General features: G+C 69.8%; 22 protein-coding genes, 1 tRNA gene and 1 pseudogene. 8 read left to right on the forward strand and 16 right to left on the reverse strand.

Going from position 1 to position 19,913, the window contains the following annotated elements:
* Positions 1 to 168: 168 nt before the first annotated feature.
* Both FVA80_RS31520 and FVA80_RS31525 read right to left on the reverse strand, forming a co-directional pair.
* Positions 169 to 435 carry a hypothetical protein gene (locus tag FVA80_RS31520; protein WP_246692079.1) on the reverse strand — a complete coding sequence of 89 codons (267 nt, stop codon included), beginning with the start codon at positions 433 to 435 and terminating at the stop codon, positions 169 to 171.
* Between the two features lie 11 nt (positions 436 to 446).
* The gene (locus tag FVA80_RS31525; RefSeq protein ID WP_246692080.1) at positions 447 to 611 is read right to left on the reverse strand and encodes a hypothetical protein; all 165 of its coding nucleotides are present in this window, start codon (positions 609 to 611) and stop codon (positions 447 to 449) included.
* A 15-nt stretch (positions 612 to 626) separates the two neighbouring features.
* Here FVA80_RS31525 and FVA80_RS22035 point away from each other — a divergent pair, with 15 nt between their 5' ends.
* Positions 627 to 959, forward strand: coding sequence for a hypothetical protein (locus FVA80_RS22035; protein ID WP_210249473.1), 333 nt, complete (start codon positions 627 to 629; stop codon positions 957 to 959).
* Between the two features lie 95 nt (positions 960 to 1,054).
* Here FVA80_RS22035 and FVA80_RS22040 read toward each other — a convergent pair whose 3' ends face one another.
* Positions 1,055 to 1,750 carry a DUF2807 domain-containing protein gene (locus FVA80_RS22040; RefSeq protein WP_187193467.1) on the reverse strand — a complete coding sequence of 232 codons (696 nt, stop codon included), beginning with the start codon at positions 1,748 to 1,750 and terminating at the stop codon, positions 1,055 to 1,057.
* A gap of 665 nt (positions 1,751 to 2,415) precedes the next feature.
* Here FVA80_RS22040 and FVA80_RS22045 point away from each other — a divergent pair.
* Both FVA80_RS22045 and FVA80_RS22050 read left to right on the forward strand, forming a co-directional pair.
* Positions 2,416 to 2,976: a L,D-transpeptidase gene (locus FVA80_RS22045; protein WP_147854512.1), complete on the forward strand. Its 561-nt coding sequence runs from the start codon at positions 2,416 to 2,418 to the stop codon at positions 2,974 to 2,976.
* A 733-nt stretch (positions 2,977 to 3,709) separates the two neighbouring features.
* A complete protein-coding gene (locus tag FVA80_RS22050) occupies positions 3,710 to 4,822 on the forward strand; it encodes a hypothetical protein (RefSeq protein WP_246692081.1) in 1,113 nt (370 codons plus the stop codon).
* On the opposite strand, the gene FVA80_RS22055 is transcribed toward FVA80_RS22050, so the two are convergent.
* The 4 genes from FVA80_RS22055 to FVA80_RS22070 all read right to left on the reverse strand — a co-directional run bounded on the left by FVA80_RS22055 (position 4,815) and on the right by FVA80_RS22070 (position 7,854).
* Positions 4,815 to 5,804 (reverse strand): helix-turn-helix domain-containing protein, encoded by a 990-nt coding sequence (locus tag FVA80_RS22055; RefSeq protein WP_147910941.1) that lies wholly within the window; start codon positions 5,802 to 5,804, stop codon positions 4,815 to 4,817. The two genes, FVA80_RS22050 and FVA80_RS22055, sit on opposite strands and share 8 nt — an antisense overlap.
* Before the next feature lie 177 nt (positions 5,805 to 5,981).
* A complete protein-coding gene (locus FVA80_RS22060) occupies positions 5,982 to 6,239 on the reverse strand; it encodes a hypothetical protein (protein WP_147910942.1) in 258 nt (85 codons plus the stop codon).
* 206 nt (positions 6,240 to 6,445) lie between these two features.
* Positions 6,446 to 6,997 carry an MFS transporter gene (locus tag FVA80_RS22065; protein ID WP_187193468.1) on the reverse strand — a complete coding sequence of 184 codons (552 nt, stop codon included), beginning with the start codon at positions 6,995 to 6,997 and terminating at the stop codon, positions 6,446 to 6,448.
* Positions 6,937 to 7,854, reverse strand: coding sequence for an MFS transporter (locus tag FVA80_RS22070; RefSeq protein ID WP_187193469.1), 918 nt, complete (start codon positions 7,852 to 7,854; stop codon positions 6,937 to 6,939). The genes FVA80_RS22065 and FVA80_RS22070 overlap by 61 nt, the downstream gene beginning before the upstream one ends.
* A 193-nt stretch (positions 7,855 to 8,047) precedes the next feature.
* On the opposite strand from FVA80_RS22070, the gene FVA80_RS22075 reads away from it, so the two are divergent.
* Complete coding sequence (locus tag FVA80_RS22075) at positions 8,048 to 9,484, forward strand: diguanylate cyclase (protein WP_147910724.1); 1,437 nt, start codon at positions 8,048 to 8,050, stop codon at positions 9,482 to 9,484.
* Positions 9,485 to 9,528: 44 nt separating this feature from the next.
* Here FVA80_RS22075 and FVA80_RS22080 read toward each other — a convergent pair whose 3' ends face one another.
* The gene (locus FVA80_RS22080) at positions 9,529 to 10,512 is read right to left on the reverse strand and encodes a helix-turn-helix domain-containing protein (protein ID WP_246692082.1); all 984 of its coding nucleotides are present in this window, start codon (positions 10,510 to 10,512) and stop codon (positions 9,529 to 9,531) included.
* Between the two features lie 139 nt (positions 10,513 to 10,651).
* On the reverse strand, positions 10,652 to 10,816 hold the full coding sequence (locus FVA80_RS30695; RefSeq protein WP_187193470.1) for a hypothetical protein: 165 nt from the start codon (positions 10,814 to 10,816) through the stop codon (positions 10,652 to 10,654).
* A 240-nt stretch (positions 10,817 to 11,056) separates the two neighbouring features.
* Here FVA80_RS30695 and FVA80_RS22085 point away from each other — a divergent pair, with 240 nt between their 5' ends.
* A complete protein-coding gene (locus FVA80_RS22085; protein ID WP_147910725.1) occupies positions 11,057 to 11,302 on the forward strand; it encodes a hypothetical protein in 246 nt (81 codons plus the stop codon).
* Positions 11,303 to 11,340: 38 nt separating this feature from the next.
* A complete protein-coding gene (locus tag FVA80_RS22090) occupies positions 11,341 to 12,024 on the forward strand; it encodes a hypothetical protein (protein WP_147910726.1) in 684 nt (227 codons plus the stop codon).
* A gap of 313 nt (positions 12,025 to 12,337) precedes the next feature.
* Here FVA80_RS22090 and FVA80_RS22095 read toward each other — a convergent pair whose 3' ends face one another.
* Positions 12,338 to 13,381, reverse strand: a complete 1,044-nt coding sequence (locus tag FVA80_RS22095; protein ID WP_147910727.1) for a MaoC family dehydratase — start codon at positions 13,379 to 13,381, stop codon at positions 12,338 to 12,340.
* 12 nt (positions 13,382 to 13,393) lie between these two features.
* On the reverse strand, positions 13,394 to 13,696 hold the full coding sequence (locus FVA80_RS22100; protein ID WP_147853438.1) for a YggT family protein: 303 nt from the start codon (positions 13,694 to 13,696) through the stop codon (positions 13,394 to 13,396).
* A gap of 122 nt (positions 13,697 to 13,818) precedes the next feature.
* Here FVA80_RS22100 and FVA80_RS22105 point away from each other — a divergent pair.
* A tRNA-Ala gene (locus FVA80_RS22105) sits at positions 13,819 to 13,894 on the forward strand.
* A 502-nt stretch (positions 13,895 to 14,396) separates the two neighbouring features.
* Here the strand turns inward: FVA80_RS22105 and FVA80_RS22115 are convergent.
* Genes FVA80_RS22115 through FVA80_RS22125 form a run of 3 tightly spaced genes read right to left on the reverse strand, consistent with a single transcriptional unit; the run spans position 14,397 to position 17,031 of the window.
* Positions 14,397 to 15,968: a recombinase family protein gene (locus FVA80_RS22115; protein ID WP_147957875.1), complete on the reverse strand. Its 1,572-nt coding sequence runs from the start codon at positions 15,966 to 15,968 to the stop codon at positions 14,397 to 14,399.
* Positions 15,965 to 16,456, reverse strand: a complete 492-nt coding sequence (locus tag FVA80_RS22120) for a DUF2924 domain-containing protein (protein ID WP_246692083.1) — start codon at positions 16,454 to 16,456, stop codon at positions 15,965 to 15,967. Before FVA80_RS22120 ends, FVA80_RS22115 begins: the two co-directional genes overlap by 4 nt.
* A gap of 41 nt (positions 16,457 to 16,497) precedes the next feature.
* Positions 16,498 to 17,031 (reverse strand): DUF3489 domain-containing protein, encoded by a 534-nt coding sequence (locus FVA80_RS22125; protein WP_147910871.1) that lies wholly within the window; start codon positions 17,029 to 17,031, stop codon positions 16,498 to 16,500.
* A 728-nt stretch (positions 17,032 to 17,759) separates the two neighbouring features.
* On the opposite strand from FVA80_RS22125, the pseudogene FVA80_RS22130 reads away from it, so the two are divergent.
* Positions 17,760 to 17,981: pseudogene (locus FVA80_RS22130) on the forward strand (transposase); the annotation flags it as partial.
* Positions 17,982 to 18,617: 636 nt separating this feature from the next.
* On the opposite strand, the gene FVA80_RS32025 reads toward FVA80_RS22130, so the two are convergent.
* Positions 18,618 to 18,749: a hypothetical protein gene (locus tag FVA80_RS32025; protein ID WP_281408666.1), complete on the reverse strand. Its 132-nt coding sequence runs from the start codon at positions 18,747 to 18,749 to the stop codon at positions 18,618 to 18,620.
* Between the two features lie 244 nt (positions 18,750 to 18,993).
* Positions 18,994 to 19,806, reverse strand: a complete 813-nt coding sequence (gene bcsS / locus FVA80_RS22140) for a cellulose biosynthesis protein BcsS (RefSeq protein WP_147910593.1) — start codon at positions 19,804 to 19,806, stop codon at positions 18,994 to 18,996.
* Positions 19,807 to 19,913 lie beyond the last annotated feature (107 nt).

The raw sequence follows: 19,913 nt of genomic DNA on the forward strand, positions 1-19,913 counted from the left end.
GCGCCTCGTCGAGGCGGATCGCGCATTCCCCCGAAAGGGGTTTTCCGGCTTCCGGACGGACGATGCTGCACGATCGAGAGTTTGGCCCGCCACGCCGGATCCGGCACGAGGGCCTCGCGCCGCTAGGGCGCAGATCGGGCGCCTGGCCGGCGGAACCGGCGGCGCGGATCAGGCCGCCCGGGGCGGCCGGTGCAGGGCTTCGTCCGGTCCGGACGCCGGCGCGACGGCCGGGGCATAACCGTAGGATGCGGCGGAGACGTGACGCGGCCGGGGCGCTTCCACGGGGCGGCGCGGGAGCCCGAGTTCGCCGACGACCTCGAGATCGGCCGGACACAGGTCGGTGCCGTCGAACAGCGCCCGGCGGGCCTCGGAGCCGGCCTTACGCGTCTCGATCTTGCGCGTCTCCACCCCGCGCGCATCCGACAGCACGGCCACGGCCTGGCTCGTCACCCAGCAGGCCGGGCCCGCCACGGGGGCGGCCCGGGCCGGCCGGGCGCGGCCATCAGCGCAGCCGCCGCGACGACGAGCATCGCCAGCACGGCGAGGCTCCGGACGAGGCGGTCCGGCGGGCCCGCGACGCGGCGGGCCAGAAGGGCGACGGATCGGATCACGGTCTCGAGATAAGCATGGCCGTCCCCCGGCGCAATCACCCACGGCGTCGCGCCGGGCTGATGGCTTGCGGACGTGCGGGGCGCGCAGGCCACGGCACAGGGTTGTCGGTCGCGACGCTTTACGCGGCGCGACGCGCCGAGCCCGCAATCCGGGATCTCGATCGCGTCGTGCGGCTCGACGAGGCGATGCCGGATGACGGCGACCCGATGCCGGCCGGCGCCGGGGGTACGGTCGTGTACGTCGCTCCGGGTATGCAGACCCGCATCGTGGAACTTGCCGAGGCCGACGGGGCGCGGGTGACCATCCCCGCCACGGCGGCGATTCCCGCCGACCGGCACCTCGGGTGACCACGCGGCGGCCGATCCCCGAGCATGTCGTCCGGGGCATCGCGCCCGGGACGATCGGCATAAACTTATTCGTCCATCCCAACGGACAGGTCGCGTCACTGAACCTGTATGGCTTGGGCCCGGCCGTGAGATTGAATGTGAAGCTTGGCACCGTTCCCGTGAATTCTTAAGACTGCGCGCCCTGATATTGAAATGTCAGCGTCCTCGCGTGGCGCCACGTCGACCTCACCGCTCCCTGAGATACGGATCGTCGCGCGCTGCGTCTCAAGTCGACCGAGATCCGCGCTTCCCCTGCCCGAGGCCCGAAGCCAGGTTTCTCTGACGTCGCCGTCCGCGGTGATCCGTCCGATGCCGTGCCTCGTGATTTTCAAGACATCCTGCCTGATGTTGTTCAGGTCGAGGTGCGCGGTGCCGTGGATGGTCCACTCCGCAACCGGGGGGCCGACGAGATGGACGACAAGGTCGGTGGGATAGCAGTCCTCGTAGTCTTTGCTATCCCATTCGAGCTGGCCATCGCGCAGGCGCACATGGCTCGCGAGATCTGCGTTGCCGGTCACTGTCGCTTCAGCTTTCGGACCCGGCCGATATTGAACCCGGGCCGGGATTCCGATGTCGATGGAGTCGCTTCCGCTCCACCCGAGGTCGACACTGGTGCGAGGGGCACTCGCGCTCGACTCCTTCATGGCGTCACACCAGGAGCGACGGCCATCGGTCCGCGCCGTCACGAAGGTCGGAACAACGATCGAGGAGCATACGACAAATAGAATCCGGGCGCAGGATGCGATTTTCATGAGACGCCTCCGCATCGCCCAGCCCCTATAGTACACCCCGCCCGACCGAGAACGAATTGTCCGGGCCATTTTGACTTGATCGATGCGCCCTATAATCTTGCGTGATTCCCGGATCTCGTCAGGACACCATCAGACGCGGGCCTGTCACATCCGTCAAGGTGGCATGAAATCGTTGGGCGCCCACCGCATACTCTTGACGAGACCCAGGCTGCGATGTGGGCCGAGGCGGCCGGAGATCTTTCGGAAAGGCGGCGGGATCCGCTCTCTGCGGAACGTTGCCCGCCGCGCTAAAATCCGCCGCCCCATCTGGGGACGCGACCCGCGATACGGAGACTTCTGCACGCCACGCGCGATGGCCGGGATCCCGTCTTCGAGCCCCGACGGTGCAGCAGGCGTTTTGCGAAGGGCTCTTCGAGCGGCGCGTGGTTCTGGCTGGTGCAGGGTCCGTTCGCCAAACCCCAGCTCCACGCCGGGAGCAGAGTGTTGCGCCCACCACACATTCACGCCCGGAAATGCCCCCTCCCCCCGGCCGGCCTCAACCTCGCCGCGAAGTCCGGGCCGGTTCGCCCCAGGGATCGCGGCCCGGCCGCGACGGCCGACGCCGTCGGCAGAAACCGGCCAAGTGACCGGCCAAGCGACCGGCCAAAGTGAGAGGATGACAGACCATGTCGAGACGGATCGCGATGCTCGCGCTCGCAGGCGCCCTGCTGGGGAGCGCGCCCGCCTCCGCCGGCCCGATCGATAGCGGCCCGCTCGCGGATTTCCTGAACGTCTTCCGCAGCCAGGCGATCCCGCGCGAGACGATCGGCTGGAACAGCACCGAGAAGCCCGGCACCATCGTGATCTCCACCCGCCAGCGCCGGCTCTACTACATCCTCGGGAACAGCGAGGCGATCCGCTACGGCGTCGGCGTCGGCCGGCAGGGCTTCTCCTGGTCCGGCACCAAGACGGTGACGATGAAGAAGGAATGGCCGGCCTGGCGTCCGCCGCAGCAGATGCTGGCCCGCCGCCCGGACCTGCCGCGCTTCATGGCCGGCGGCCAGGACAACCCGCTGGGCGCCCGCGCCCTCTATCTCGGCTCGTCGCTCTACCGGATCCACGGCTCGAACGAGCCCGAGACGATGGGCGCCGCGGTGTCCTCGGGCTGCATCCGCATGACCAACAAGGACGTGGTCGATCTCTACGACCGGGTCCGGGTCGGCACCAAGGTGGTGGTGCGGGACTGACCGCGCCGCCGGTCGGCCCGGGCCGACAGCCGGGGTCCGGGATCCAGAGACGCCGACGTGTCAAGCTCTTGCACGCGCAGCATTTCTGGGTTCCGGGCCCGCCTGCTGCGCCCCGGAACGACGGCGCGGGTTATCGGCTATGGGGGACCAATCCTCGGGCGATGAATCGTCCAGCGCGTGTAATCCGTGGCCCTCATGGGTCGGGGATGGGGGTGGCGCCGGACGAGGCGCAGCGGCGCCCCCTGCCCCCTCGATCGATGCGTGAACGTCGTGGGCGCCCGGGACACGGAATGCGGGCCCCGGGCGCGGGCGCCGATTTCCGTTGTCGATTCGTCTCACGCCCGCCCGCGGCGCACCCCGCACGCCAGGGTATTGCGACCGCCGTGCGCACCGAACACCCAACCGAAAGCCCCGTTCCTCCACAGAGACCGGCCGCCACTCTGTATTAGATTTACATGTCCAGTATTTACATTATCAATTAAGAACGTTCGATGCACTGCATTGACGGGCGCATAATCCCCATGCCTACTGGGCGACACGTCCAAGGTTCAGCTTAAAGTCGGCGTGGGCCGAGGCAGAAAGTCCGTTCGATGCTTCCGCCCGCGGCGACCGCGAACCCCAGACACCGCGAAGCCCGCGGCCGCCGCGAGCCGCCCGGCGTGGCCGGCCCGGACCGGCTGCGCCGGCGCGACCGCGGAGCACGCGCGGCGGGCTGGTTGCGAAACCCGGGCGGGTGAAGCGGGCGGCCCTGCTGATCGCGGCGGCCCTGCTGGCCCCGGTCGGCGCGGTCGTTGTCGTCGGCACCGCCGCCCGGGCCGAGACGGTGGAGGATGCGGGCGCCGGCGGGCGGGCGGACGCTGCGCGCAAACCAGCGAACCACCGGGCGGTGGCCGGGGTGCCGCTCGCCGCCGCGACCGCGATGGCCGCGCCGCCGCCCTCGTACTTCTCCTTCTCGGACACGGTGATCAGCTACCGGTTCCAGGGGCCCTCGGCGGAGCCCGGCCTCTCGGTGCGGCGGCCCGACGGGACGGCGAAGGGCCGGCTGGTGCCCCGCGAGGTGCCCAAGAACGTGGTCAACCTGTTCCACGCCAATTCCTGGGCCTACGGCACCAACCTGATCTCCCTCGACATCCTCCAGTCGGGCTCCCAGGACGCGGCGGGCGACAAGCTGGGCCAGAGGAAAAATTACGGCGCCACGGAGGTCTACCTGATCTACCGGGGCGTCCTGAGCCCGAACAAGATCTTCGACACCACCGCGTTCGCGATCCCGGGCCTGGTCAAGGATATCGGGCTGGCGTTCGGGGCCGACGTCAACACCAAGAACACGACGTTCGATTCCGAGAAGCGCGCCGGCACCTTCGGGCTCAACTTCGCCTTCGACGTGCCGGTCGGGTTCGTGAACCTGAAGGTCCAGGCCTACAAGGAATTCTCCCGCAACGGTTTCGCCGGGGACCCTCCGCGTCAGGAAAGCGGCATCCCGGCGATTCCGGGCTTCGATTATTCGCATTTCCGCAGCGTCGAGTTCAAGACGACGCCGGAATTCGAGCTGACCTACACGATCCCGCTGGCCTTCACCGGCCTGCCCCTGGCGCTGGCCGGGTTCAACACCATCGTGATGCCCAAGGGCCGCTACGGCGACGTCAACCAGTACCGGACCAAGACGGAGTTCGTCTCGCAGACCAACCTGGTGCTGGATATCGGGCAGCTGCTCGAGCACGCCCCCAACCGGGTCGAGGCGTTCGTCGGCTTCCAGTACTGGCACAACAAGTTCGGCGGCGATCCCCGGTCCACGATCAATACCGAGGAGAAGGCGCTGATCGCCGGCGTCGCCTATCACCTCAAGTAAGGGCGCCCGCAGCACCCATCCCGGGATCGCCCGTTCTGGCGCGCAGATCGCCGGGCGCGTGGTCGAAGCGGCGGCGGAAGGCACGGTTGAAGGTCGGCGCGTCGGTGAAGCCGCAGGCATACGCGATCGTGGCGATCTTCAGCCGGTCCTGACCCGGCGCGGTCAGGCGGCGGTGGGCGAGGTCGAGGCGCGCGTCGCGGATCGCCGCCGCGATGCCGTCGGTCCCCGCGAAGGCCCGGTACAGGTGGGCCCGGGACAGGCCGAGCGCCGCCTGGATCTCGGCCGGGCCAAGGCTCGGGTCGTGGAGCCGGCGCATGATGTGGGCGTGGGCGAGGGACACCACCGCCTCGCACGAGACCGGGGCGGCCGGGTTGCCGGGCTGGTCCCGGACGAGGGTGCGCAGCAGGTGCAGCACGCCTTCGAGCGCGACCTGCGCCTCGCCCTCGGTCATCCAGGCGGCCGACGCCGCGAACGTGCGGAACGCGGCCTTGAACGCCGCGTGCGCGGGGCGGTCGGCGATGCAGCGCCCCGCGAAGGCCTCGACGGTGCCGATCCAGGCCTCGAAGGTCGCGCGCGGCAGCGCCAGCCGGATCTCCGCGTAATCGCTCTGGGTGCCGGCCAGGAACGGCCGCTGGCGCGACAGGAAGCTGATGTCCCCGGCGCTCAGGCGCGCGCCGCGCAGGCCCTGCTCCTGGTATCCGATCCCGTCGAGGGCGAGGCCGATCACCATCGCGTCGGAGGGGTTCCGGCCGATATGGCGGGCCCCGACCGTCACACCGACCGGGCTGCTGACCGTATGGGTCAGGCCCCAATCCGCGCCCATGACGACGAGCCTCCGGGCCTGGAACGCCGCGCGGGGATGCATGCGGCCGACATCACCGTGCGGCGCCAGCGCGGTCGAGCACCAGAAGTCGAACGCCCGCTTGGGCTCGACATGACGGGTGGTCTCGATGGTGCTGGGGACGAGGGCCGGGAGGGACACGGGGCAAGCTCCGCTACGGACGGAACCGGCCGCCACGCAGCGATTGCCGGCTGCATCGACAAAAGCAAGAGCTGAGCGACCCGGAAGACAACCAGGGGTAAACAGGCGGCCGGCGCGAGCGGCGTCCCGAAGGGCTGCTGCCGGCGTCCCGAGCGCCCCCCTGGGACGGCGAGCGCCCTACTGCCCGGTATAGGGCCGGGACGGCCCGCGCCGGAGGGGGCGCGTCCCGAGATCGACGCCGCGGGCGCCGGGTGGGACGCCGACCACGTCGCCGTCCCGGACGGCCTGGCGGAGGTTGTGGCGGGCGCCCCGCCCCTGCGTGCCGCCGGGCTGCGTGACCGCGGAATCGCCGGAGGGGGCCAGCACGGTCTGCGCCTGCGCCGAGCCCGCGAGGCCGATCAGCAGGAGGGCAGGCAGGATCCGTACGGAGGTCATGGCGGTCATCTTTCCCGGGCGACGGGGCCCGAAGGCGGTCCTGAATCCTTCCCGAGATAGGGTGCGGGCCGCCCTGCCGTTAGGGCGGAGCCGCGACAGGCGTCCCCGGCTTGCGCGGGACGACGATGCGTGATCGGGGACCGGCCGTCGGACCCGGAGGATCGGGCCGCCGGGCGGCGCCGCAGCCGCCCCGGCGCCGGGCGCCCCTAGCGCGCCACCGGCCGTCCCGACCGGCCGCGCGGCCCGCGAAGCACCAGCACGCAGCTGGCGGCCAGGGTCGCGGTGATCACGGCGAACATGGCGTGGATCCCGTAGCCTTCGAGGATCGGCAGCAGGACGACCGGGGTCAGGGCTGCCGCGATCCGGCCGGTCGCCCAGGCGCAGGTGAGGGCCGAGGCCCGCAGGGCGGTCGACAGCAGCTCCGTCGCGTAGATGGCGAGGACGCCGCCGTAGATCGCGGCGGCGGTGTTGAACGCCAGGCCGACCAGGACCAGGACCGTGAAGGCCTCGGCGACGGCGAAGCTCGTGCCCAGGACCACCATCGCGACCGCCAGGACGACCAGGCAGGCGCGCCGCTCCAGGCGGTCGATCACCGTGGCGGTGAGCAGAGTTCCGAGCGGCGGCCCCAGCATCGACAGCCCGGCGAAGATCAGGGATTGATCGATCCGAAAGCCCTTGCCGATCATCACGACGGCGCTCAGCAGGGGAAAGCCCACCGTCGCCCAGGGGCTGAGCCCGTAGAGCGCGACGAACAGCACGGTCCGGCGCAGCTGCCGCGGCTCGGCCAGCAGCGCCCGCAGCCCCGCCCGCACCGGACCGGCCGCCGGCTCCGCGGCGGGCGCCCCGGCGGGTCCCTCCGGGGCGCGAGGCCGGCCGCGTCCTCGAAGCGCCCGCAGGCCCGGTCGGCCGCCTCGGCCCGGCCGACCGAGGCGAGCCAGCGCGGGGATTCCGGCAGCAGGGCGAACAGGATGGTGCCGATCACGGCCAGCACCCCGCCCAGGATCAGCGCCCAGCGCCAGGGCGCGATCCCCAGCGGCGGGCTCGGGGCGAGGCCCTGGACCAGCAGGATCACCGCGGAGGCGCCCAGGAAGCCGATCCCGGCGCAGAGCATCAGCATCGCCCCGCGCCGCCGGGGCGGCATCACGTCGGCGAGATACGTCGCGGCCAGGGGCGGGAAGCCGCCGATCGCGAAGCCCGACACCACCCGGGCCCCGGTGAGCTGCGTGAGGCCCGAACTCGCCGCCGCGGCCAGCGACCCCACCGCCATCAGCGCGAGGGTGCCCTGGAGCGCCCGGCGGCGCCCGAACCGGTCGCCGACCAGGCCGAAGACCGGCGCCCCCACGGCGCCCCCGGCGAAGACCGAGGCCAGCAGCAGGGACAGGTCGCCCCGGGGCATGCTGTGGGGGGGCGCCAGGAAGATCGCCGCCAGGGCGTTGCTGAGGGCGACCTCGGCCACGTCGGTGAACAGGCCGAGGGTGCACACCGCCAGGATCGCCAGATGGAGCCGCGTCAGCGGCAAGCCGTCGAGCCGCGCCGTGATCGCGGTCAGGGACCCGGGCGGATCGGATGGCGGGGCGCCGCGGGGGGCGGCAGGGCGTGCGGATGCGTCGTTCACCACAGGGGTCCCCGTTCGACCGACAGGCGATCGAGCCGGTGGGCGGTCCTGATAGCGGCGCGGGTTCCGGATTCAAAGTCCGATGCCGGCCGCGCCCGCGGTCGCCCCAACACGGAGACGTGATGGACTGCTTTAACGCTTCTCTAGGAATGAATACGTGACTGATCGATCTATAGAAGCCTGAGCCGTGACGATGAGAACCGCCGCTGTTCTTGGTGCCGACACCGACGCACCGGATGGGCGGGCGATCCAGATCCTGAAGCTGTCGATGGCGGCGAGCGGACGGCTCCGGCAGCCGGTGCCGGGCTTTGCGATCGGCACGGCCACCTTCCTGGTCGCGCTCCTGCTGCGCTTCGCACTCCATCCCGTTCTGCCGCCGGGATTTCCGTTCTTCACGTTCTTCCCCGCGGTCATCCTGTCGACGTTCCTGTGCGGCGCGCGCGCCGGCACCGTCTGCGCGGTCCTGTCCGGCGTCGCGGCGTGGTACTTCTTCATCCCGCCCCTGGGCTCGTTCGTCCTCGACCGCACGGTCCTCACCGCGCTGGCCCTGTTCGCCCTCGTCGCCGGGATCGACATCCTCCTGATCGACGTGGTGCAGCGGGTGACCGCCGGGCTGATCGGCGCCGAGGCGGAGGCGCGGCACCTGCTCGCGCAGCAGCGCCGGCTCGTCGAGGATCTCCGGACGGAGACCGACAGCCGCGTGATGCACCAGACGCTCGCCGAGAAGTCCCTGCTGCTCGACCTCGCCCTGAAGGCCGCCCAGGCCGGGACGTGGCACTACCGGGTCGCCACCGGGCGGGTGCTCCTCTCGGCCGAGATGGCCCGGCAGCACGGGCTGGGCGAGGCCGAGATCGAGATCGACATCGCGCGGGACTGGCGGCCGCTGGTGCATCCCGACGATGCCGAGCGGACCCTGACCGCCCTCGACCGCGCCATCGCCACGCGCGGCACCTTCGAGACCGAGTTCCGCATCGGTCGCGCGAACGGCGAGACGCGCTGGGTCAGCGGAACCGGCCGGGTCGAGGTCGACGACCGGGGCGAGCCGGAATGGGTCGTCGGCCTGACCTTCGACATCACCGATCGCAAGCGCGCCGAGCAGCAGATCGCCCATCTCGCGCATCACGATCCCCTCACGGGGCTCGCCAACCGGACCCGGTTCCGGGAGCAGTTCCTCCGGGAGATCGCCCTGGTGAAGCGCGGCGGTGCCGGCTGCGCGCTGCTGTGCCTCGACCTCGACGGGTTCAAGGCCGTCAACGACACCCTCGGTCACGCCGCGGGCGACGCCGTGCTGCGCATCCTTGCGGACCGGATGCGGGCCATCGTGCGGATCGAGGACACGCTGGCGCGCCTGGGCGGCGACGAGTTCGTGGTCATCCAGACCGGCCTGGACCAGGCCGCCGACGCGGCCATCCTGGCCGAGCGCCTGACCCGGACCATCAGCGCCCCCTGCCGGATCGACGGCAGCGACGTGTCCGTGGGCGTCAGCATCGGCGTCGCCTTGATCCCGGCCGACGGGATCGAGCCCGACGCGATCTACCAGAGCGCCGACCGGGCCCTGTACCAGGCCAAGGCACAGGGCCGCGGCACCTACCGGTGGGCCGGGCGCCTGGACCGGGGGGCGCTTTCCTAGAGCGCTCACCGCCGACGTGGATACCGGTTCGGCGTAAGCGCGCGTCAGACCACGGCGTGAGAGCCGGCGGCCAGGAGGCGGTCCCCGAACCTGGGCGACCGGACATCACGCGCCGCGACCCCGAAGCGCCGACGGAACGCCCGGCTGAAGGCCGACGCATCGGTGAAGCCGCACCGGAGCATGATCGTCGCGATGCTGTCGTGCGCGTGCGCCGGGACGGAGAGGTAGCGGTGCGCGCGGTCCAGGCGCGCGTCGCGGATCGACGCCGCGACGCCGTCGCCGTCCGCGAAGGCGGTGTAGAGCCGGCTGCGGGACACGCACAGGCTTCGGCACAGGGCGTCCGTGCCGAATTCCGGATCGTGCAGGCGACGCTGGATTTGCACCGAGGCCAGGGACTTCAGCGCGTCGACCGAGATCGGATCCTCCGACACCCCCGTGAAACTGCGCAGCAGGTGCAGGCCCCCCTCGACCGCGATCCCGGCCTGGGCCTCGGACATCGTCGCGACCTGCCCGGCATAGGCCTGCATGTAGGACACGAAGAGGGTGTTGAGATGGCCCTTGCCGATCGTGTGCCCGGCGAAGGTCTCGGGCTCGCCGACATGGGCCCGGAACAGGGCTCGCGACGTGATCAGCCGGATCTCCTCGTAATCCTCGTAGCCGCCCGCGCGATAGGGACGGCTGGTGTCGACGATGCAGATGTCGCCGGGCACCATCCGGGCGCCGCGATTGCCCTGCTCGGCGTATCCGGTGCCCCGGACGAACACCGCGATCGTCATGGCGTCGCGTCCGTCCCGCCGGATGTGCTGCGCCGGCCGGGCGATGTCGATGGTCCTGCTCTGCGTGTGCAGAAGGGTGCTGTGCGCGGTCTCGGCGACGAGGCGGCGGGCCGCGAAGGCGGGCGACCGGTCCAGCCCGCTGCTGACGACGCCGGTCATGGCCAGCGCGGTGTGGCGCCAGAACTCGAAGGCCCGCTCGGGTTCGACCTCGGCCGTGCTCTGGACGAGCGTTTTGACGGGGTCGGCGGACACGGGATGCTCACTCTACGGCCGGATACCCAGTCTCGGCCTCGGACCGGAAGGGAGAAGCCTATCTGTGGCGCAGAACGTCATTGTGTATGGCCCGAAGACTGTTGTTTTCGGGCCAAGCCCGGGCCGGCCGGCGGGCGGATCAGTGCGGCCCGGGGACGAGCCGCAACCGGTCGATCTTCCCGACGCGCGGACGGGATCGCGCGACCAGGTCGCCGAACACGTCCCGGGAGAACAGCCTCAGCAGGACGACGGAGAGGGTCAGCGAGATCGCGCTGGCCGCCAGGATGGGCAGTCGAGACTCCAAAAGCGGTATGCGCAGGCAGGCGTTGACGCGGGCCGCAGTCGCGGGATCGGCCGGTCGCGGGCCGGACCCCGGTGCGGGGCCTTCGAGCGCAGCCCTGGCGTCGGCCCCCGTAAGGCCGACTGCCCGATCCGCGGACGGGCGGGATAACCTGCGACGGATCGTACCCGGACCTGTCCGTCCCGAAAAGGAACATATATAGAACATCCAACCGCCGCCGCGCAGGATGAGGCAGGAGCCCCGATGGCCCGATACCGGTTCCACTGCACCAATGGCCTGGAATGCGTCTTCGACGCCCGCGGCGCGGAGATCCGCGCGGCCGGGCGCCTCACCGTGCGGGCCCGCCGGGTCGCCGCCGACGTGATGCGGTCGTTGTCCGACGAGACCGACTGGTCGGACTGGCAGGTGAGCGTGCACGACCTCACCGGCCGGCGCGTCCTGGTGCAGCCGTTCCGGCAGCCGATGGCGGAGCGGCCCCTCGCGGCCTGATCGGTTTCGCGTGCCGAGCGGTGGGCTACCATGCCGGCATGATTCGATCCGCCGGTCCCCGTCCGCGCCGATTCGCGGCCTGCCTCGTCCTCGGGGGCGCCCTGTTTCCGGCCGGCCCCGCCGCCGCCCAGGCGCTTCCGCCCCGGGCAGCGATGAGCCAAGCGGTGCTGTCCCAAGTAGTGCTGTCCCAAGCGGTGCCGCCCACCGTGGGCTTCGCGCCGGTGCCGTCCTTCGCCCTGGATCCGGCCGCGGATGCGGCGGGCCGCTGGACCGGCTCCTACGCCCGCCTGTCCACCGGCTACGCGGTCGGCACGTCCCGCCATCTCGGCAGCTACGCGGGGCCGACCTTCGGCTTCGAGGGCGGCCGGACATGGCAGGCGGGGCCGATCCTCTATGGGATCGGCGGCGGCCTGGATTACCTTGCCGGCCTCGATGGCGCCCTCACCCCCGGCTTCGGGCGCCTCGCCTACAGCCGCGACCTGGCCGGCGCGCTGGAGGTGACGGTCGGGACGCTGCTGAGCCCGGACGTGCTGGTCTACGCCAAGGCGGGGGCCGGCGCGGTGCACGACACCCTGCGGGTCGGGCCGACCCCGATCACCCCGCCCCTCACCCGGGAGGGCATCGCGCTCCTGCCGAACGCCCGGGTCGGGGTCACGTGGGCGGTCACGGACCGCCTCTCCGTGGCGGTCGAGGCCGGCGTCGCCCGCAACGGCCTGCGCTGAGTTTTTTTGGTTTCGGCTCGGTCCAGCGTGCGGCGGAGCGAATTCCGGTCAGCACCGACCGCGCGCTTGCCACCAGCGTCGCCATCGGCAGCAGAGACCGGCACCCGCGGGCCCCCAGCCCCGCAGAGCCTACGGCGTTCCCGCATCGGCCGTCATGGGGCGTGGCATCCCCCCGCCCGTGCCGGAGAGGGTTGGGGTGAGGGATGCGCCCGATCGGGAGAACCCGGGTCCTCCGGAGATGTGCGAAGCCCGACAGCCCCGGACGAAGGCGGGAAAGCGCGCCCGCTGTGCGGACCGCGCGCCCCGTGGAGCCCTATTTCGGCACGAACGCCCAGTAATCCAGGTCGAGGATCACGGCCGGGTCGTAGCCCTCGCCGGTGCGGTCCGGGAAGGCGCCGCAGGGCTGGTTCTTGGTGGCGACCGTGCGCAGGCGCAGGAGCCCGACATCGTCGCGCCCGACATCGGCCGCGGCCAGGACCTCGCTCCAGGCATAGACCGTGTCGCCGGCAAACAGCGGCGCCACGTGGCGGCCGGCATTGATGCCGGCGAGCGCGAAGGCGTTGCCCAGGCCGTTGAAGCTGAGCGCCCGGGCCAGCGAGATCACGTGCCCGCCATAGATCAGCCGGCGGCCGAACCGGGTGTCCTTGGCGGCCAGGCCGTCGAAATGGACCTTGGCGGTGTTCTGGAACAGGCGCGTGGCGATCTGGTGCTCGGCCTCCTCGACGGTCATGCCGTCGACATGGTCGATCTTCTCCCCGACCGCGTAGTCGCCGAAGCGGTGCGGGCTGCCGGCGAGCTCCGAATCGTAGGCGGCAGCCGAGAGCTTCGGCAGGGCGCCCGCGAGATCCTGCGGGTCGACCACCTTGGCCAGGCTCGGCACGTGCTCCTCGGCGATGGCGGCCTCCGGGTCGCGCTTGCGCACCAGGACCCAGCGGCAATAGCTCAGCACGGTCTCGCCGGCCTCGTCGGAGCCCACCGAGCGCACGTAGACCACGCCGGTCTGCCGGTTCGAGCTCTCCTTGAGGCCGATCACCTCAGAGACGGTCGACACGGTCTCGCCCGGATAGACCGGCCGGCGGAACCCGCCCTCCGCGTAGCCGAGATTGGCCAGCGCGTTGAGGGAGACGTCCGGCACGGTCTTGCCGAACACCATGTGGAAGGTCAGCAGGTCGTCGAGCGGGCTCTTCGGGTAGCCGAAGGCGCGGGCGAAGGCGTCCGACGATTGTACGGCGAAGCGCGGGCCGTAGAGGCCGGTGTAGAGCGCCACGTCGCCCACCGTGATGGTGCGGGGCGTGGCGTGGCGGATGGTCTCACCGAGGCGGAAATCCTCGAAGAACCGGCCGGGGTTGGTTTTCACGGTCACTCGATCCTACTGCGCGTACATGTAAGCCTGGGGCACGGCATATTCGTGCAGAAGCTTGCTGATGAACAGCAGCAGCAGGATCAGGATGATCGGCGAGATGTCGACGCCGCCGAGATTGGGCAGCAGGTTGCGGATCGGCCGCAGCACCGGCTCGGTGATCCGGTAGAGCACCTCGCCGATCTGGGCGACGATCGGGTTGCGGACGTTCACCACGTTGAACGCCACCAGCCAGCTCAGGACCGCGCTGGCGATGAGGACGTAGATGAAGAGCTGGACGACCGTGTCGAAGAGCCAGATCAGGGCGTTCATGCGGGTCCGCGCGTATCCTAGGGGCGCCCGCGCGGCGTCACCGGGAGCGGTGTGCGGCGGGCGGCGGTGAAACAGGAATTGACAGGCTGAGCCGCCCGCGCCTACAAGGCCGGCGCCTCGACGGGGCTGTAGCTCAGATGGGAGAGCGCCGCAATCGCACTGCGGAGGTCAGGGGTTCGATTCCCCTCAGCTCCACCAGGGGTCCTTGCGCAAACCGCAGGATCCAGGTGGTCGTCGAAAGTCACGTCATATCAGTAGCTTAGCTCGAGCGTCCTGCTTCAGCCGCGTCTCTGTCGTGTCTCCGGGGCCGGATCACCGGCCCTTCGGACCCCGGTCTCCACAGGCCTCATTCCCGTTTCCTGCGATGCTACCCGCGGTCCTCGATTGGTTCTTCCGCGACCGCACCAGCGGGCGCATCGTGATCGGCCAGTGGCCGAACACGCCGCTGTGGCTTTTCGGTCTGATGCTGTCCGTCGCTTGGATCGCGGGGGGAGGATACCGCCGTCGGGCGGTGGGCGGATCTCGCATCGAGGATCGCCCTTGCGGTCTGGGCGGGCGATGAGTTGCTGCGCGGGGTCAACCCGTGGCGGCGCTGCTTGGGAGCCACGGTGGTGATCGGGATGGCGGTGCGCCTATTCGCCTGATCGCTTCCGGAGGCGATGACGTCAGCCGTGGGGAGCACAGGCGGGACGCTCAGTTATCACAAGCCAAGGATGCGTTCCTGTGCATTCCAAGCGGGGGGCAGCTCGTAGAGATGACGCAGGCCGATGCCCCGGGGCAGCCGCGCCTCGACGATCACCTGCACGATGCGAGGGGAGAGTAGGGCGAGGGACAGCGTCATGCGCACCGAGCGCTCGCTGACCTGCTCGGCCCTGGCGATCGCCTCGATGCTCGTGCTTCGCCCACCCACGAGATCCCCCATCCAGGTCCGGCCCGCGGCGATGCCTACGAGCATGCGGGTGCGATCCTCCGCCTTCATCGCCCGCAGCCGATCGCCCTCGCGCCCCGGCGGTACGACGATCGCCCTGCGGCGGCGCTGCAGCTGATGCGCGAAGGGCAGCGACAAGGGAGGGCGGTCGCCGGTGAGCTGCAGCACGAGGTGATCGGCATGCACCGTCACCGTCTCGAGTTCGGCAGCGACCACGGCAGCGTCTTCGAGCGGTACCGGGCTCGGTGCAGCGATGCTCCGTAGACCAGCCACGACCACCGCCTCGATCGGCCCGGCAGGCAAGCGCAGCCGCTTGCCATCCAGCCCGACCTCACGGGCGACGTAGTAGCGGTAACGCAGTGAACCCTTCTGGGCATGGCTCGGCACCATCGGCTCACCTGCCACATCGCGTAGGCGCCCGGTGAGGAGGTGCACGCTCTCAGATCGCCCGCGGTGATGCTGATGGTGGTTGGTGGTGAGCCGTTCCTGCACCGCCTGCCACGTCGCCCCGTCCACGATCGCGGCATGCTGGCCTTCATGGACCTGACCCTTGTGCCGAAGCTGACCGATGTAGAGCGGATTGCCGAGCAGCTTGTACAGATGCCCGCGCGAGAACGGACCCCCACCGGTCTCTCGCCCAGCCCCGTCGCGGCGGGCCGGCAGGGTGATGCCCTGCTCGTCGAGATCCTGCTTGAGCGCCGCCACCGTGCCGTGCGCGAGGTAGCCCGCGAAGATCGCCCGCACGAGGGCGGCATGTTCCTCGACGACGTGCAGGGCGCGGTCCTCGACCCGGTAGCCGAGTGGGACGACGCCGCCCATCCAGATCCCCTTGCGCTTGCTCGCGGCGATCTTGTCGCGGATGCGTTCGCCGGTGACCTCACGCTCGAACTGGGCGAACGACAGCAGCACGTTGAGCGTGAGCCGGCCCATGCTGGTGGTGGTGTTGAACGCCTGGGTCACCGACACGAACGAGACGCCGTGCCCGTCGAACAGCTCGACCAACTTGGCGAAGTCGGACAGGGCCCGGGTGAGCCGGTCGACCTTGTACACGACGATCACGTCGACGCGCCGGGCCTGCACCTCGACGAGCAGCCGTTGCAGGGCGGGGCGTTCGAGCGATCCGCCGGAGAAGCCGCCGTCGTCGTAGCGGCCGGGTAGCAGGCGCCAGCCCTCGTGCGCCTGAGAGCGGATGTAGGCTTCGGCGGCTTCACGCTGGTTGTCGAGGGAGTTGAACTCCTGATCGAGCCCGTGCTCGGTCGAGACCCGGGTGTAGATCGCGCAGCGCAGCGTCGGCCGTGTGCCGGGGGGCGGTGCCTGTCGTGGTTTGGACGACCGGGCACTCATGCCTCAACCCTCCCCACACCGATCTCCCCACCGCCAGTGGTCTTGGCGCGCAGGCCGAAGAAGCGGGGGCCGTTCCACTTGGTGCCGGTGATAGCCTGCGCCACGCGGGACAGGCTGTCATAGGTCGCCCCGTTCCAGGCGTAGCCCGCGTCCAACACGTGCACGGTGTGCATCACACCGGCCCATTCCCGCGAGAGCGTCACGCCGGGTGTGTGCCCGCGTCGGTCCGGCACCGGCACCGACACGCGGATCGGCATATCGTCCCCGCTCTGGCCTCTTGGGCCCCGTGCCTGTGCGAGCCGCTCGAGCGCCCGCGCGGTATCGCGATCGAGGTCACCATAGGCCAGAGCCTGCAGGCGGTAGGCGATCACCCGCGCGCGCAGGGCCGGCGGGAGGCCGGGAGGCGGGGCTGCGCCGAAGACCTGGCGCCAGCGCCGTTCCAGTGCCGCCGCGTCCATCCCGGCGAGCGCGTCGAGCAAGGCGGACACGTGGTCCGCCTCGCTCCCCAAAATGGGCTGGGTCCGCGCCATCAGGCGACGGCCGGAATCGGCATGCCAGCCTGCGGCTCAGCCTCAGCGCCCCGCGTCAGCGTCTCCCGCTTGCGCCGCGAGCGAGTGCGAGCGGCGGGCGAGGGTGGAAGGATGCGGTAGGCCGTCGTCGCGTCTGGCCGCGCTGCCTTCGCCAGCGGCTGTCCCCCGGACCGGATCCGAGAGAGGGCCGCGCGCGTCGTGTGCGGGAGCCAGCCCGTCGCCGCGATGAGCTCAGCGAGCGTAGCTCCGTTGTCTCTCGTCAGCAGCGTCAGCACCAGCACCTTCTTGTTCGGGCGGCACGCTGTGTTGGTCCGGGCGGGCGGGGTGAGGCCAATTGCCAGGTAGCCCGTGGGCGTCAGGCGATGCTGTCCGTCCGGCGCATCCGATGGGGTAATGAGGTCGTCGCGTAGGAGACGGCCAATGAGCCGTTTGCGACTGGCCGGTTTCATCTCTGGTGCGAAGCGTAGGCGGCCCTCGCATGCGGCGGTCTGCAGGATGCTGGTCTCGGTGCGGGTGAGCGAAATGGTGGTCATGGGTCGGGGTCTCCGTCGGGGGCAGGTCAGGCCCTGCCACGACCCGGACCCCGCGGGCGGCGCAAGGCCGGCCGGCGGGGCAAAGCGTGGATGGTCGGAATGACAACCTAGTGAAAAGAGGAATGCGTCAGCCGTCGCGTTGCCACTCCGCTACTTCCAGACTGTGGCTGATCCATACAAATACAGTCTTGGTGACCGCGCCAATGTCGCTTAGTCTTGTGATCAACGCGTCGATTCTATGGGATACGCTCAGGCTTGTCATAATGATTAGCCAGTTTCCGTGCGTCGGGCTGGAGACCACACACGCTCCGTTCGCTTCGACAGTCAAGTCGAAGCTACGGTTGGGCTGAAACGGTCCGAAACTTCGCGCCGTTGTCCACTGCGAACGGAAGCTCGTGACCCTTCTCAGACCTTCAGAAGGTCTGCTTGCTGGAGGTCTGATCGAACCAGAATGACCGAAGGTTGCCGAAAGCAGAATGTCCGCTTCAGTGAAGGCCGGCCGTAAAAGCCGACGGCCTGCTACCGACCCAACCCAGCCGCCTGAGAAGCCGTTGGCGCTTCCCGAAAGCGGCCGTTCGTAAGCCCTCCGGCAATTTCGGCTCGGGGTGGCAACCGGACCTTGGCTTTCCGTCCCGAAGCGGACGTTCCGCCGTTGAGCCGGACGCGATGGCGGGCCATCTACAACGAAGTGCGGCATCTGCAAGCCGCGGGGTGCCGCCGCGGATCTCGACCCTTGGATCACAGAGGCCAAGGCTTCCGGCGCACTTGCCATCGCCACCTTCGCTTCGGGACTGAACGGTGACGCTGCCGCGGTCAGGGCGGCCCTGACCGAGCCCTGGAGCAGTGGCCAGGCCGAAGGCCAGATCAACCGGCTTAAGCTGATCAAGCGCCAAAGCTACGGTCGAGCGGGTCTCGATCTCCTACAGCGCCGTATGGTCCTCGCCACCTGATCCACGCAAAGTGAGCAAGAGCCGTTTCTGTGGACGGTTACGGGGCTTGGCAGAATAGGGGCTCGAGTAACGGGTCCGGCTGAATTTCCTGCTCGTAGACGAAGATCAAGCGCAGAAGCGACATCGCCGCAAAACCCCGGGTGCAATCCCGCGGGACGAGGCCTTTCTGCTTGAGCGGCGCTCGATCTAAGGACCGCGCCTCGGGCTCTGCATCGGCGCGCATCCTTCCTCGCGCTCGGGCTACGACCATCCAACGCGCTCCGAGCGTTGCGCTCTCGCCTCCGCCGCGCGGGGAGGAGACGGACATGGTGGTGAACGATCAGGTGCGGTGGGTTCCCGTCTGCGCCAATCCCCACCTTCGGCTCCTCCCGACGAGGGAGCTGGATACAGCGTCCCACCTTCAGAGTATCGGCATCTCCGGGATGCATTGATCCGGTTGCCCGCCCGCGGGACGGGCACGGCGCATTCGACCGCAGCGGCGCGGCGAAGGCCGGAAATGACAAGCCGTATCTGAGATCATGTTCCATTCTGGAACGAAGTCATTGGCTCTAATCTAGCACTAGACGCCGCCTAGAGGTGTCCAATGCATCAATTTATCGGTCTAATTGCCATTTTCGCGACCCTCGCCGGGGTCCTTCACACCTGGGGGGCGCCGCGGTGGATCATCGCTGGTCTCTGCGCCGTGGGGCTCGTCGGGGTGTTCGCCTCCTTCATCGACTTCCAGCCCAGGGTGGTCCCCTCGCCGGTCTCCTCGGCGCAGTCGCTCAACGCTGCGATGCAGCCCGTCTTGGAAGGCGTCTGGGATCCCCTGAAGCCAAGCCAGCTCCTGGCAACGTCCCGGTAAGCCCGTCCCGTCGATCGCCGTCGGGATGATCCCGGGGAGCAGCCCTGGCCGGATGGTCGGGGCAAGCGACGGCGATGACCGGCGACCGAACCGAGCCGTCCCACCCTGGCAGCGGGTCAGAGGATCGGAATTGCCGCAGACGCGCTCCGATTGCGCGCCGGCCAAGGGCTAGAAGGTCGAGCGGGCCTCGACGCTGGAATAATAGCCGGAGCCCTGGATCCGGTCGCGGACATAGCCGGCGGCGACGGACATCTGCACGGGCCCGAACCGGACGCCGGTCAGATGCGCGCCGATGCGATATTGCCGGAAAAAGTCATCACCGAGGAACAGCGCCTCGGGGCCGATATAAACGCCGTCGGCGACCATGTAGCCGACGCGCAGACGGGAGTAATAGGCGTTGAACTTGGTCGAGTACGAGCCGTAGGCCGAGACCATAGTCCGGTCGCTCGGCGTCGCGTAGAAGTTGCCGGCGACCTTCAGCCCGACGCCCGTGCCCACGACTGGATTGCCCGGATCGGGGACGGACAGCTGATTGCTGCGGACATTGAAGCCGATGTAGCCGGCGAGGGCCGCGTCCTTCCAGACCCACTCGTAACCCGCCTGGAGGGCGCCCTCCTCCTGGTAGCCGGTGACCCGCGTGGCCACGGACCGCCCGGGATACGAATAGGTGCCGGCGATGGCGTCGACGCGCACCCGCAGGCCGTCTCGCGTGGGTGAGCCGTTGGGCGCGGCGGTCACCGTGACGGAGCCGAAGGCCGAGCTGTTCGAGGTGACGCTGGTCGAGCCGTCGACGGCGACGGCCCAGCTGTCATCGACCGCCTGCTGCGAGGCGCCGGTGTACCAGTCGGCGCCCGTCGACCGCACCGCGAGGTCGGCCGCGTCGGCGGCGGAGACGGCAGCCGCGCAGGCACACAAAACGGCGAGCGCTGTCGTAAACGGAGACGGCAGCTTTCGGGCAATCGGTCCCGCGATCCCGCCCATACTCACCGGCTCCGTTAAGCTACGATTTACGCTTTAGCCAACACTCGCCGACAATGGTTAACATTGGATTTTGGAAAGACTGCTTTCCAACTGTGCGCCTGCGGCCA

Source organism: Methylobacterium sp. WL1, assembly GCF_008000895.1.
In the GTDB taxonomy this organism is placed as follows: domain Bacteria; phylum Pseudomonadota; class Alphaproteobacteria; order Rhizobiales; family Beijerinckiaceae; genus Methylobacterium.

Coding starts and splice junctions, on each gene's coding strand:
- FVA80_RS22035 (WP_210249473.1), top strand. CDS start 627: ATGGCCGTCCCCCGGCGCAATCACCCACGGCGTCGCGCCGGGCTGATG.
- FVA80_RS22040 (WP_187193467.1), bottom strand. CDS start 1,750: ATGAAAATCGCATCCTGCGCCCGGATTCTATTTGTCGTATGCTCCTCG.
- FVA80_RS22045 (WP_147854512.1), top strand. CDS start 2,416: ATGTCGAGACGGATCGCGATGCTCGCGCTCGCAGGCGCCCTGCTGGGG.
- FVA80_RS22060 (WP_147910942.1), bottom strand. CDS start 6,239: ATGACCTCCGTACGGATCCTGCCTGCCCTCCTGCTGATCGGCCTCGCG.
- FVA80_RS22075 (WP_147910724.1), top strand. CDS start 8,048: ATGAGAACCGCCGCTGTTCTTGGTGCCGACACCGACGCACCGGATGGG.
- FVA80_RS22085 (WP_147910725.1), top strand. CDS start 11,057: ATGGCCCGATACCGGTTCCACTGCACCAATGGCCTGGAATGCGTCTTC.
- FVA80_RS22090 (WP_147910726.1), top strand. CDS start 11,341: ATGATTCGATCCGCCGGTCCCCGTCCGCGCCGATTCGCGGCCTGCCTC.
- FVA80_RS22100 (WP_147853438.1), bottom strand. CDS start 13,696: ATGAACGCCCTGATCTGGCTCTTCGACACGGTCGTCCAGCTCTTCATC.
- FVA80_RS22115 (WP_147957875.1), bottom strand. CDS start 15,968: ATGAGTGCCCGGTCGTCCAAACCACGACAGGCACCGCCCCCCGGCACA.
- FVA80_RS22125 (WP_147910871.1), bottom strand. CDS start 17,031: ATGACCACCATTTCGCTCACCCGCACCGAGACCAGCATCCTGCAGACC.
- bcsS (WP_147910593.1), bottom strand. CDS start 19,806: ATGGGCGGGATCGCGGGACCGATTGCCCGAAAGCTGCCGTCTCCGTTT.